The organism is Streptomyces sp. NPDC048338 (assembly GCF_043201055.1).
In the GTDB taxonomy this organism is placed as follows: Bacteria; Actinomycetota; Actinomycetes; order Streptomycetales; family Streptomycetaceae; genus Streptomyces.
The window spans coordinates 142266-155134 of the sequence record NZ_JBICYQ010000002.1; the positions used below are offsets into that span (position 1 = coordinate 142266).

At 73.4% G+C, this 12869-nt stretch carries 11 protein-coding genes; 6 read left to right on the plus strand and 5 right to left on the minus strand.

What is annotated here, in order from left to right; translation table 11 throughout:
* Positions 1–61: 61 nt before the first annotated feature.
* Entirely contained in the window at positions 62–481 is a 420-nt protein-coding gene (locus tag ACGFZF_RS05175) for a VOC family protein (protein ID WP_393551148.1), read from the minus strand.
* Between the two features lie 181 nt (positions 482–662).
* A complete protein-coding gene (locus tag ACGFZF_RS05180; protein WP_393551149.1) occupies positions 663–2081 on the minus strand; it encodes a lamin tail domain-containing protein in 1419 nt (472 codons plus the stop codon).
* Positions 2082–2412: 331 nt separating this feature from the next.
* Here ACGFZF_RS05180 and ACGFZF_RS05185 point away from each other — a divergent pair, with 331 nt between their 5' ends.
* Both ACGFZF_RS05185 and ACGFZF_RS05190 read left to right on the plus strand, forming a co-directional pair.
* A complete protein-coding gene (locus ACGFZF_RS05185) occupies positions 2413–3039 on the plus strand; it encodes a hypothetical protein (protein ID WP_393551150.1) in 627 nt (208 codons plus the stop codon).
* A complete protein-coding gene (locus tag ACGFZF_RS05190; RefSeq protein ID WP_393551151.1) occupies positions 3039–3746 on the plus strand; it encodes a hypothetical protein in 708 nt (235 codons plus the stop codon). Before ACGFZF_RS05185 ends, ACGFZF_RS05190 begins: the two co-directional genes overlap by 1 nt.
* 135 nt (positions 3747–3881) lie before the next feature.
* Here ACGFZF_RS05190 and ACGFZF_RS05195 read toward each other — a convergent pair whose 3' ends face one another.
* Positions 3882–4919 (minus strand): alpha/beta fold hydrolase, encoded by a 1038-nt coding sequence (locus ACGFZF_RS05195; RefSeq protein WP_393551152.1) that lies wholly within the window; start codon positions 4917–4919, stop codon positions 3882–3884.
* Positions 4920–5134: 215 nt separating this feature from the next.
* Complete coding sequence (locus tag ACGFZF_RS05200; protein ID WP_393551153.1) at positions 5135–6739, minus strand: FAD-binding oxidoreductase; 1605 nt, start codon at positions 6737–6739, stop codon at positions 5135–5137.
* Positions 6740–6801: 62 nt separating this feature from the next.
* Here ACGFZF_RS05200 and ACGFZF_RS05205 point away from each other — a divergent pair, with 62 nt between their 5' ends.
* The gene (locus ACGFZF_RS05205; RefSeq protein ID WP_393551154.1) at positions 6802–7434 is read left to right on the plus strand and encodes a TetR/AcrR family transcriptional regulator; all 633 of its coding nucleotides are present in this window, start codon (positions 6802–6804) and stop codon (positions 7432–7434) included.
* A gap of 283 nt (positions 7435–7717) precedes the next feature.
* Here the strand turns inward: ACGFZF_RS05205 and ACGFZF_RS05210 are convergent, their stop codons facing one another.
* Complete coding sequence (locus tag ACGFZF_RS05210; protein WP_393551155.1) at positions 7718–8191, minus strand: MarR family winged helix-turn-helix transcriptional regulator; 474 nt, start codon at positions 8189–8191, stop codon at positions 7718–7720.
* Between the two features lie 89 nt (positions 8192–8280).
* On the opposite strand from ACGFZF_RS05210, the gene ACGFZF_RS05215 reads away from it, so the two are divergent.
* The 3 genes from ACGFZF_RS05215 to ACGFZF_RS05225 all read left to right on the plus strand — a co-directional run bounded on the left by ACGFZF_RS05215 (position 8281) and on the right by ACGFZF_RS05225 (position 12820).
* Positions 8281–9147 carry an SDR family oxidoreductase gene (locus ACGFZF_RS05215; RefSeq protein WP_393551156.1) on the plus strand — a complete coding sequence of 289 codons (867 nt, stop codon included), beginning with the start codon at positions 8281–8283 and terminating at the stop codon, positions 9145–9147.
* 620 nt (positions 9148–9767) lie between these two features.
* On the plus strand, positions 9768–11360 hold the full coding sequence (locus ACGFZF_RS05220; RefSeq protein WP_393551157.1) for an MFS transporter: 1593 nt from the start codon (positions 9768–9770) through the stop codon (positions 11358–11360).
* A 698-nt stretch (positions 11361–12058) separates the two neighbouring features.
* Positions 12059–12820 (plus strand): NPP1 family protein, encoded by a 762-nt coding sequence (locus ACGFZF_RS05225; RefSeq protein ID WP_393551158.1) that lies wholly within the window; start codon positions 12059–12061, stop codon positions 12818–12820.
* Positions 12821–12869: the final 49 nt, after the last annotated feature.

The window sequence follows — 12869 nt, forward strand, 5'->3', positions numbered from 1 at the left end:
AATCCCACGGGATTCCGGCCTCGGGGGGTCGGGTGCCTCGGCACCGGCACGGGCGGCGCCGCTATCCCGGCCGGTAGGTGCCGGCGCTCCACTCGTGGCCCTCGGGGTCGAGGACCCTGGCGCGTCGCGCGCCCCACGGGGTCTCCTCGGGCTCGATCACCGGCGTGCCTCCGGCGGCGACCGCGCGGAAGAACCACTGGTCGACGGCCGCCGACGTCGGCAGGCACAGGTAGAGCCCACCGCCCGTGCTGCTGTCCCGCAGCGCCGGTCTGCCGTGGCCGACCTCGTCGCCGGTGATCATGAGGACCACCGACCCGAGGCGTACCTCGCCGTGGACCATCTCGCCCTCGGCCGAGTCCTGCCGGGCCACCAGCCGGAACCCGACCGCGGCGAGCCAGTCAAGGGCGGCCGCGACGTCCTCGTAGCCGAGATAGGCATGGAGGTCGGCTGCCGCGCCGTATTCCTCTTCCGGGCTGCTCATCGTCTCGTCCTCCGCCCTGGGGATGCATGTGAGAGACGGCGAGGAGATCGCGGGCCACGGACGAGCCGGGCCTAGGCGGCACGTACCCCGCCGGCCGGACACCCGTGATTCACCGGCCGGCGGCGCTTCGGATGCGACGGTGTCCGCCCGGCCGCCCCCGGCCGCCCCGCCTCCGGACGCGTCAGCAGGTCACGGAGCCCCTGCGCAGGGCGTGGCCGCTCGTGCTGCTGTCGTCGGACCAGTAGACCGGCTTGGTCCCCCCGACGCACTCACCGGCGCCCGCCAGGGAGAAGCCCTCGTTGTTGAGGTCGGGCATGCCGCTGGGGCGGTCGTACACGGCGGTGGTGACGAAGGCGCCGGAGGCGTCCACCTGCAGCGTCCGGTGCCGGCCGCCGCAGGTGTCGTCGCAGACGGCCCACAGGCGCGAGGCCTGCGGCTCCCACTGGAGTTCCATGACCCCCGCCGTACCGCCGGCGATCGTGGCCACGCGGGTCGCGGCGCCCGAGTCCTGCAGGACGTAGCCGTGGATCGCGCCCGTCCCCTCCACTCCGACGAAGAACACACCGCCGGTGTGGGCTCCGTAGTGCGCCGGGTCGTAGGCCGCGCCGGTCGAGGCGTCCTTGAAGCCGGCTCCGGTGAGGTGGCCGTCGGGGACCCAGGTGATGCCCTCGAGGCCGAGGTTGGATCCCACCGCCGGCAGGTCGGAGGTCAGGTTCCACTCCTTGGCCGCGGTCAGTGCCGAGCCCGCCGCGGTCGCGTCGTACCTGAGGACGGACAGGCGGCTGGTGCCGGACGCGTCGCCGTTGCGCTCGCTGGAGACGAAGACACCGGCCGCGGACCCGGCGCCGGTGAGCGTGACTCCCTCGCTGTCGGGCGCGCCGGAACCGCCGGGGAAGCGCAGCGCCTTGCCGGACGACCAGCCGTTCGAGGCGTCGGGAGTCCAGCCGCCCGAGCCGTTCGGCACGAGACGCCACAGCTTGCCGGAGTTCTGCGCGGCCCACATCGCGCCGCCCTCCTGGAAGAGGCCGCTGAGATCCTGGCCGAAGACGTTCGACGCGTCGGCGGTGGCCACCGTGCCACTACCCGGCCAGGCCACCGGAGTGGTGCCCCCGCCGCCGGTGCCGCAGGCGTTCGCGGCGCCGAGCGTCAGCGCCGCCGCCCCGAACGCGCCGGTGCCGTCGGGGCAGCGCGACCACGACGGGGCGGAGTGGGTGCTCCAGCTGAAGGTGTCGACCAGCGTGCTGCCGTCCGCCAGGTACAGCCGGGCCTTGTCGCCGGACCCCAGGCCGAAGGAACCGTGGACGTCGAAGGCACGGAACGCGCCGGGAGCGAGCGTGGTGCCGGAGGCGATCTTGTACTTCGAGCTGTTGTTGTCGTCCTTGAGGATCCAGCCCGAGAGATCGACGGTGGAGGTCCCCTTGTTGTAGAGCTCGATCGAGTCCTCGACGGACCCGGTCGTCACCACCTCGTTGACCCGGATGTCGTCGGCCGGCGCCGCGTGGGCCGGTACGGCGGTGAGGGCGCCGGCGGCCAGCGCCGGTCCCGCGACGAGGAGGAGGGCGATGCTGCGGCGCCGTCGGCGCGCGCGTGAGTCCGTCACGATGGTGTCCGTCCCGGGGTCGTTGTGCTACAGGGCGGCACGAGATTCGCCGTACGGGCCGAACGGCCGCCCTCCGGTGGGCGGGTGTGCCGTGAACGATGGCCCAACTGTGCGTGGACGGACCTGCGCCCCCACCTGCCGCTCGGCCGCCCGGGTGTGTCGTCCGGGCCGCCTCCGGCACCCGCGGTCCTGGGGGTGTGGACACTCCGCCGAGCGGGCGAGGTCCGGGACCCTCGGGTTTGGTCCCGGGAAAACCGGCAAGCCGAACCGTCGAGCGCTCGGCAAGCAGTAGCGGACAGACAGCCAGGAGTCACGATCCAGGAAGGCGGCCATGTCGATCCTGACCACAGTTCTCATCATCGCGGCGGTGCTCGTGGTGCTGCTGGCGGCCGGAGTCCTGCTCCGGGCCCGGATGGGCCCGAGCGGCGGCACGCGCTCCCTCAAGCGGCGCTTCGGCCCCGAGTACGACCGCACGCTCGCACGGCACGGCGGAGACGGCGAGGCCGCCGACCGGGACCTGCGCGAGCGGACCGAGCGGTACGGCCATCTCAAGCCGCTGCCGCTGGAGCCCGCCGTCCGCGAGCAGTACACCGCTCAGTGGACCACGCTCCAGGAACGCTTCGTCGACGCGCCGCGACAGGCCGTCGCCGACGCCGGAGCGCTCATCGGGCGCGTCGCGGCGACCCGGGGCTTCCCGGACGCCGACCGGCCCGAGGAGCAGCTCGACGCCCTGTCGGTGCACCACCCGCGCCAGGTGGAGGGACTGCGCACGGCCCGTAGCGGCGCGGACTCCGCATCCGCGTCGACCGAGGAACTGCGCGAGGCCCTGGTGCACGCCCGGGCCCTGTTCGACCACCTGACCACGGCCGAGTCGGCGACCGTCGCCACGGCCCGACCGCACGGGACGTCCGGGCACCGGCGTGGACACCTGCTCAAGCCGAAGGGAAGTGGTGCGTGATGGCACGCGAGAACCGTGACCAGTGGACGGAAGGCCGGAGCGAGGGCGGATCGGAGAGCGATCCCGTGATCCCCGCCGTACCCGCCCAGCGCGCCGGCCGTACGGCCCCGCCGGCTCCCTCCGCGCCGCCGCCCGCACCCCCGGTCACACCGCCGGCCTCCGGCACCCCGGCGTCTCCGCCGTCGAAGTCGCCCCGGTCCGCCGCACCGTCCGACGCCCCCGGCGCCACGGGCAGGAACGGGGGGAGCCGCAAGGAGACTCCCGCCGAGACCCCCGCCGCGCCGCGCGGACGGACCGCCACGGACCGGCCGGCACCCGACGGCCAGGCACCCGGTCCCGGCGGCGTGGCGCCCGGCGAAGGCCGTGGTGACCACCACGCGGCCGGCACCGGTCCCACCGCCGGCCCCGAGGGGAACGGTCCCGCGGGTGCCCTGCTGGGCGACCGGGACCGTGAGCGTCTCGGGCAGCGCCTGCACCACGCGCTCGCCGGCTTCGTCGACTCGCCGCGCGACGCGGTCGCCAAGGCGGCCGACGTCCTCGACGAGACGGAGGAGCAGCTCATCGCCTCCCTCAAGGACCGCCGCACCGCGTTGCGGGCGGGCTGGCAGCAGGGCGGCGACGCGCCCGACCGGGGCGCCGACACCGAACAGCTCCGGCTCACCCTGCGGACCTACCGCGAGGTGACGGAACGCCTGCTCGGCGCATGACTCCGGCGCGTCCGGCCCGCCGGACAGCCGGCGGAGACAGAGGCCCCCGTGGAAGACCACGGGGGCCTCGGCCGTGCACCGGGGCGACCCACCGGGCGTTCGACGGCCCCGCGCAGGGCCCGGGAACCGCCCGCCTCACACGGCGCCGCCCACGGCATGGCGTGCCAGGAGCGTGCCCTGTGCGTGTCCGGTGCGCCCCCGGGCGGCGGCCTGCTGCGGAAGGCGCGCGCCCGGCGCGGACGAGTGCTCCACGGCCGACGCGTAGGGCAGGCCGTCGAGCGGGGCGTCGGTACAGAAGCGGACCATGAGGTCGGCGAAGTCGGCGACGCGTTCGAGCGGGGCGAGGTGGTCCGCCGCCTGGATGGTCAGGAAGCGGCCGGTGGGCATGCGGGAGGCGACCGAGCGTCCCATGGCGGGAGTGGTGAGGGTGTCGTGCTCGCCCGTGGCGACGAGGACGGGGCACGTCGCGCCGCCCCGGGGCGCGTACCACGCGTGCCGCATCAGCCGGCTGATGTGTTCCGCGGACCTGTGCAGCTGCTGCGGGTCCTGGCGCGAGATCTGCTGGTACAGCAGGCGCGAGATGACGTGGTGGCGTCGGACCGTGGACGCGCCCGAGGGCGGCATGAAGACGTCGGTCAGTTCCCGGGCGAGGAGGTCGACCTGTCCGCGTTGCAGCATCGCGTCCCAGCGCGGCATGGCGGCGACGTGCTGTTCCGGCAGATGCGTCGCCACGCCCACCAGCATCATGCGCTCGACCAACTCCGGGGACTCCTCGGCGAACCGGAGCGCCACGCTGCCTCCGAAGCAGGCGCCCATCAGGTTCACGCGTGACAGCCCGAGTTCGGTCACCAGGTTCCGCACGGCCCGGGCGAGGAAGTCGGTGCCGTAGGAGGCCGGGAGGAAGTCGGCTGTGCCGTAACCGGGCAGGTCGACGGTGACGACCGAGCAGACCTCGGTCAGCCGCTGCTCGTGCCGCAGCCACGAGCAGCGGTCCTGCAGTAACCCGCCCAGAACCAGGAGGGTCTCGGCGCCGGGGCGCCGGCTCGGCGCGGTGCGGCACACGTACCGGAATCCCGCCAGGTCCAGAACGCGCTCCGTGGGCAGGGACTTCGACGTCCCGGCGGGTGTGGAGGCGGCTCCGCCCTGCGCGTTGCTGGGGTGTTCGGCCGTCATGACGGACCTCCGGACGAGTGGGGGCGGAAGGGCGGGAACAAGCCATACCCAAAAGGGATGTTCGTGATCTATAACGCGGGGAGGGAGTCGACGACACGGGCTCCCCGTCGACCGGCGCCGTGCGCCACCTCCGGTGAGGCCCTGCCCCTGCCCGGTGAGGCCCTGCCCCCGTCCCTCCCGCGATGCCCCCGCCCTCGCCCCCGCTCCCGAGCCCGTCAGTCCACCAGCACCCCCGGGTTGAGGATGCCCCGCGGGTCGAGCGCCGTCTTCGCCGCCCGCAGCGCGAGGGCGAACGGTTCGGGGCGCTGGCGGTCGTAGCCGGGGCGGTGGTCCCGGCCGACGGCGTGGTGGTGGGTGATGGTCGCCCGGTGCCGGTGCAGGACCTCGCTCGCGACCGCCTTCAGGTCGTCCCAGAAGGCGACCTCGTCACCGGGGCGGCCCGCGGCGAGAACGGTGAAGTAGGGAGCCGCGCCGTCCGGGTAGACGTGCGTCAGGCGGCAGTTGACCGTGGCCGGGTGCCCGGTGGCCTTGAGCGCGGCCTCGGAGACCTCGGTCCGCACCGCGTCGATCAGGCCCGGGATCGCGTCCCAGGTGGCGGCCGTCTCGAAGGTCTCCGCCACGGCGCCCATCCGGGCCAGCCCGTCGCGGAGGTAGGGCATGCGCAGGAAGGCCGAGCGCCAGGCGCCCACGGCCGTGTCGTCGCCTCCGTCCCCCTGGCCGGACGCGCCCTCGTGTCGGCCGCCGTGCGAGCGGGCCAGGTCGACGGCCCGCTCCAGTCGGCCGGTCACCGGTTCGTCCGCCGACTCGAACCCCAGGACCAGGACGGCGGAGCCGTCCTGCGCCGCCCCCGACAGAGCGGCCTCGCCCGCGTCCAGCAGGCGGCAGTTGGCGGGGGAGAGGTCGGACTGCGCGAGGGCGCGCACCGCCCGGAGCGCGTCGTGGAAGTCGGCGAATGCGACGGAGGCCGAGGCCTTGTGCCGGGGGCGCTCCTGCAGGCGCACCCATGCCTCGGTGATGACCCCGAGAGCCCCTTCGGAGCCCAGGAACAGGCGGTCGGGGGAGGGGCCCGCTCCCGATGCCGGCAGCCGCCACGAGGCGCTGGTGCCGACGGGTGTGACGACGCGCGTCGACTGCACGAAGTCGTCGATGTGGGTGCGACCGGTGGCGTAGTGGCCACCGGCCCGGGTGGCGAGCCAGCCGCCCAGGGTGGAGAACTCGAAGCTCTGGGGGAAATGCCGCAGGGTCAGGCCGTGGGGCCGCAGCTGGTTCTCCAGGCTCGGGCCGAGCGCGCCCGCCTGGATGCGGGCGGAGCGGCTCTCGGTGTCGACCTCCAGGACGCGCCCCATCGCGGTGAGGTCGAGCGAGAGCACCGCCCGGTGGGCGTCACCGCGGTACTCCACGCCGCCCGTGACCGAGGAGCCGCCGCCGTACGGGACGACGGCGATCTGCCGGTCGCCGGCCCAGTCCAGCAGGTCGGCGACGCCCGCCTCGTCCGTGGGCCGGGCGACGAGATCGGGGACGCGGCCGGGACGGCCGCGGAGGGCGCGTATCACGTCCCGGTACGCCTTCCCCATGGCGTGGGCGGCCCGGTCCCCGGGGTCCGCCGACACCAGCCCGGACAGGCTCTTCGGGGGTGCCACGGCGGGGTCGGCGATGCCGAGGTCGCGGACCTCGGGCACGGGGAGCGGACGGCTCAGGGTGCCGGGCAGCAGGGCGCCCATCGCGACGCACTCCGCGTCGTCGGGATGTGCGTCCGTCCAGCCCCACCCCCACCAGGAGCGGGTGCGGGAACCGGATGGCTGCGGGGTGGTGCCGGACATGGGCGCTCCAGGGATCGCAGTAATTTACCTGTGGGTAAATTACCTACTGATAATATCCGTCCATGGCAACCCCACCTTCGAAAGCCGGCACCAAGGGAGTCCCGCGGGAGCGCCGCCGGCAGCAGATGCTGGAGGCCGCCACGGAGGAGTTCGGCAGCCGCGGCTACGCGGCCGCCTCCCTCCCCGCGATCGCCGCCCGGGTGGGGGTCACGAAGACGCTGCTGCACCAGTACTGCGGCACCAAGGAGGACCTGTACGTCGCCTGCCTGGAACCCGTGGGGGACCGGCTCCTGGAGGCCATCCGTACGGCCATGGGGCCCGGCGGGACCACGGCGCACACGCCGCTGCGCGTCCTCCACGGCATCTTCACCGCCCTGGAAGGGCGGCGGGAGGCATGGTTCGTGCTGTACGACACCACGCTGCCGCCCGGCGGCGAGGCCGCCCGCCGGGCAGCGGTCTACTGGTCGGCCATCGACGACCTCGCCGCCGGGGGCACCGCCGAACTGCTCCGTGCGGCCGGATCCCGCGACCCGCTGGACGCCGACGCGCTCAGGTACGTCTGGCAGGACCTGGTGGCCACGCTCGTCCGCTGGTGGGTCAAGCATCCGGAGCAGACGCCCGAGGCCATGACACAGCGCTGCGCCCGCCTCTTCGCGGCGGCCGCGACTCTCGCCCCCGAAGGCCACTCGGGCTGACGCCGCTGCCGGCTCACCTCCCACCGCTCGGCGCGGCGAGGGACGGGGCAGGGGCGCGCCGTCCCGGCGAGCCCGCTCTTCCCGTCCCCTCGCCGGACCTGCCCGGCTAGGGCGTGTTGCGAAAGTAGCGCCGTCCGCCCGAAGGGCGGGCCTCGCGGCGTCTGGTGCGTGCGATCGCAAGGCGGAGGGTCGCCCTCGTACTGGGCGTACTCGGGCGATCCCGACAACGCGGCGAGCGCGCGTGCCAGGCGTCGCGAGGCAGGCGGGACTTTCGCAACACGCCCTAGAACTTCTCGGGCCCCCCGGTCTTCTCGGCCTTGAGCTTGCGCCAGACGGCTGCCAGCGCTTCGAGGTCCTTCTCGTCGAGGAGCTCGGTGAAGACGGGCCCGAGTGCCTCGCGCCGTGTGGCGTCGGCCTCGGCGAAGACGCGACGCCCCTCCTCCGTCAGGGAGACCTCCACGGACCGGGCGTCCCGTGCCGAGGGCGTACGGGTCACCAGGCCGCGCGTCTGCAGGGCGTCGACGACCCGGGAGACCTGGCTGCGGCTGAGCAGGGTGCTGTTGCCCAGGATGGACGCGGGGACCGGATCGGGGCTGGAGGCCAGCCACAGCATGACCTCGAACCACGACACGGGAAGGTTGTGGGCCTTCACGAGGGCACGGTCGACGCGGTCGGTCATCACGGTCCCGGCCCAGACCAGCCCGTAGAACGCGTAGTCGGCCGTGGGCATCTCGGCTTCGGTGAGCTTCTTCGCCATGTCGGCAGTCTAGAGGTTGCGTGCACACGCACATAAACGTATGGTGTGTGTACACGCACATAAATCACGTTCCGTGAAAGGCACCCCTCATGTCGACCCTCCCCGCCACCCCCGCCGCCGAGCCCCGCACCGTCCTGATCACCGGTACCTCCTCCGGTATCGGCCTCGCCGCCGCGATCGCCGCGGCGCAGGCGGGCTGGCGGACGATCGCCACCCTGCGTGACACCAACCGGGCCGACGCCCTGCGCAAGGCCGCCGCCGAGGCGGGCGTCGCACTCGACATCCGGCAGCTCGACGTCGTCGACCCGGACTCCGTCGCCGCCGCCGTGGACGGCGTGATCGCGGACTACGGGCGCCTGGACGCGGTCGTGAACAACGCCGGTGCCGGGCACGTCGGCACACTCGAGCTCGAGTCGGTCGACGACGTCCGCGAGGTCATGGAGGTCAACTTCTTCGGCGTCGTGAACGTCTCGAAGGCCGCGCTGCCGCACCTGCGGGCCACCGGAGGCCGTCTCGTCACCGTCACCAGCGTCGGTGGTGTCATCGGCCAGCCCTTCAACGAGGCGTACTGCGCCGCGAAGTTCGCCGTCGAGGGGTACATGGAGAGCCTGGCCCCCGTCGCGGGAGCCGTCGGGGTCCGCGTGTCCGTCGTCGAGCCGGGCGCCGTGGCGACGGAGTTCGTCAACAACATCGGGCTCGACGTGGAGGCCCGCCTCGCGGCGGCCGGCCCGTACGCGGACGCCATGCGCCACTACATCGACCGCACGGTGGGCAGCTTCCTCGACGGCGCCCAGACCCCGGCCGGCGCGGCCGAGGCGGTCATGGAGGCGCTCGCCGCCGAGACTCCGGCCTTCCGCATCCAGACCTCGCCGTGGGCTCGCGAGTTCACCGGCGTCAAGCTGGCGGACCAGGACGGCTCGGCGGTCGTCGGCATGACCGGCACCTGGGTCGCCTGACCGCGGGACGGTTCCCGGGGACGGACCGCCCCGCCGTACCAAGCGTGACCGCACGGCGCCCGTCCTCCGGGCCCGGTGTCCCGACCTGTGCCCCGCCGTGAACCGGTCCATCATGGTCACAGGCCGACGGCGTGGCATCCGGATCCGCCGGACCCGCGCCCGGCGGTACCCCCGAGTCGGGAGGCGACGTGCGGGCATGGACGAATCACGCAGAGCCTGGTTCATGATCAGTGGCGTCATCGCCGTGATCCTCGCGGACCTCGTCGCCATCATCCTGATGAACACCCTCGGCCGATGAGCCGCGTCCCGCGCCGTACCGCCGGTGCCGCGGTCACCTCCTTCGCCGCACGGCCGACGCCGTCGTCGCCGGGCCGCTGACCGGGCGCCGCCGCCGCGATCCGCCCGTACCTCCTTCGGGCGCACCCGAAGGAGTTCCCCCGCGGGGGAGGAGTCGCCGCGTCCCGGCGAGGGATGCGGGACGGGCAGGGGCGTGCACGCCGTTCCTTTCGGCCCCGACCGGCCCGGCCCGGCCGCCGTGCCCCGGTCCGTCCACCGCTCCGCCGGCCGCCCCGCCCGGGCTCCGGCATGCAGGCGGAGCGGTCCGGGGAGATCATCCGTCCATGGCAGGTACATCCACGTCATCCTCCGGACCGACCGGCGCCTCGACATCGGAGGCGCCCCGACAGCGACTCGCCCTGGCCGCGATGCTCTTCGCGGTGTCGATGACGTTCATCGACCAGACCATCGTCTCGATCGCCGCCCCGAGCATCACCCAGGAGCTCGGCCTCTCCGCCTCCGGGATGCAGTGGGTCGTCAACGCCTATCTGCTCTCCCTCGCGGCGTTCTTCGCGCTCGGCGGACGGCTCTCCGACCTCTTCGGACACCGTCGGATCATGCTGATCGGCACCCTGCTCTTCGTCGTCTCGTCGGTGCTGTGCGGTTGCGTGCCGGAGGGCGGCCTCGCCCAGACCTGGCTGATCGTCTTCCGCGCCACCCAGGGCCTGGGCGCGGCCCTGATGTTCCCGGCGGCGCTGGCCGTCGTCATCGCCGTCTTCCCGGTCGAACGAAGGGGCCGGGCCCTCGCGCTCTTCTTCGGGCTGTCCGGCGCGCTGACCGCGATCGGTCCCCTCCTGGGCGGCTGGCTGACCACCTGGACCTGGCGGGCGATCTTCTGGGTCAACGTGCCGGTCGCCGTCGTCGCGATCGTCCTCACCGTCCTGGCCCGGATCCCCGAGAGCCGTCGCCCCGAGCGACTGGACGTCGTCGGCGCCGTGCTCGTCGCGGTCGGCATGGGCCTGAGCGTGCTGGGCTTCCAGCAGGCGTCCGCCTGGGGCTGGAGCAGCGTCGCGACCTGGGCGTGCATCGTCGGCGGCCTGGCGATCCTGCTGCTCTTCCTCGGCTACGAGCGGCGCACCTCCCAGCCGCTGATCGACTTCGACGTCTTCCGCGACCGGGCCTTCACGATCGACAACCTCGTGCTGTTCTTCGCGATGCTCGCCTTCGTGCCGGTGTTCTTCTTCGCCTCGGTGTACGCGCAGGTGTCGCTGAGCGCCTCGCCGAACCAGGCCGCGCTGTTCCTGCTGTACTTCTTCATCGGCTTCGGCATCGCCTCCCAGTGGGGCGGCAAGATCCTGGACAAGCGCGGCGCGCGCCCCGCCATGAAGATCGGATGCGCGCTCGGCGCGGTCGGCTTCTACCTCTGGGCGCAGAAGATGACCGACCTGTCCATGCACGACCAGTGGCCCTACGTGGCCCTCTCCGGCGCCGGCATCGGATTCCTCCTCGCCCCGGCCTCCACCGACGCCGTCAACCGCTCCATCGGCGCCTCGTACGGCGAGGTCACCGGCATCACGCAGACCGTCCGCAACTACGCCGCCGCCGTCGGCATGGCCGTCTTCGGCACCGTGCTGACCCATGTCTCCACCGACCGGATCTCCTCGACGCTCCAGGACCGCGGACTGCCCGCGGACGAGGCCGACTCGGCCGCCCGCCAGGTCGCCGAGGCGGTCACCGGGCATCCGGACGGGCAGGGTCCGTCCGGCGACGGGCCGGTGGCCAAGGCCCTGCAGAGCGCCGGCGACGCGATCCGGATGGACTTCGCCGAGGCCAACCAGTGGGTCTTCTACGGCATGGCGATCGCCCTGGCCGTCGCCTTCGTGTGCTCCCTGGCGCACCCCGGGACGCGGGTCACCGAGCAACCGCCCGAGAGCTGACCGGCCGGCCGGCGGTCCCGCGCGTCCCTGCTCGGGGCCGCCCCAGGTCCTGGACGAGTCCGGCGTAGCAGTCCTCCACCGGGCCGGGACACCGCGCCTCCGGGCGCTCACGAGCGTGACGTCCCGGGTGCCCGGCGCTCCCCGTGCCCGCTGCTCGACGACCGCGAAGCGACCGTCGGCCCGCAGATCCCGGAGCGTCGGCCGGGGTCGCGCCGTCGCGTCCCGCCGCCGGCGGGAGACGCGAGGTGCTCCGGCGTGCACGCTGCCGTGCCTCGTCTCCCGAAGCCCCCGGCGCCAGGCCCGGTTCGGGGTCGATCGGGGGAGTGGGGCAGGGCTTCGCGCCGAGGCCGGGACCGGGCGGCCGGTCACCCTCGCGCAGGTCGGCCGTCCCGTCGGTGGCGGAGGAAAGACCGGCCGGTGTCCTCCTGGTGACGGTTCGTCAGTGAGTCCGTGCGGGAGGGGAGCGCTCGCGCGAGGTCCCTACGGACAGTCAACCCCCTGACATATCCAGCTCACAGCGGGTCTCCGGCGACACGTGGAGCACAGCCGCCGCGTTCGCCCGGCGGTGAAGAGGGGCTGTCCGCCCTCTTGCCGTGCCGAGCGGGTTCGCGAATGATGCACGGGCGTATCGGCCGACGTCGGCCCCGATCCGAGTGCCACCCCCCGAACCCCCCATGTCCAGGAGGCCCGCATTGCGGATGAACCGTCACATCCAGCGACCCTTAGTGGTCGTCGGCGCCGCCCTCGCGCTGGTCGTCGCCGTACCCCAGGCGGCCTTCGCGGCGCCACCGCCGGCCCTGCCCTCCCAGGCCGAGGCGATCGAGCTCACCTTCCAACCGGCCTACGACTACGACACCGACGGCTGCTACCCGACCCCCGCCATCGGGTCGAGCGGGGCGCTGAACAGCGGACTCAACCCCACCGGCGCCCTGAACGGCAATTGCCGCGACGCCTCGGACCTCGACAACACCAACGGCTACTCCCGCTGGAAGTGCAACAACGGCTGGTGCGCCGTCATCTACGCGCTGTACTTCGAGAAGGACCAGGCCATCCCCGGCATCAGCCTCGGCGGCCACCGCCACGACTGGGAGCACGTGGTGGTGTGGATCCAGGGCGGTGAGGCCAAGTACGTGGCGACCTCCGCCCACGGCGACTTCGACATCCACACGCGCGACCAGATCCGCTGGGACGGCACCCACCCCAAGATCGTCTACCACAAGGACGGCATCGGGACCCACTGCTTCCGCGCGGCAAACAACAACGACGAACCGCCCGAGAACCACCGCCGCGTCTGGCAGTTCCCCGCTCTGGTCGGCTGGTCGGGCTATCCGCCGACGCTCCGGGACAAGCTCACCCAGGCCGACTTCGGCAGCGGGCACTTCGGTCTGAGGGACGACTCCTTCGCCTCCCACCTGACGAAGGCCAAGCCGGCAGGCATCCCCTTCGACCCGAACGCCTAGGTGGCGTCTTGTCCGGGCGATCGTCGAGGCCCGAGAGGATCGCCCGGAC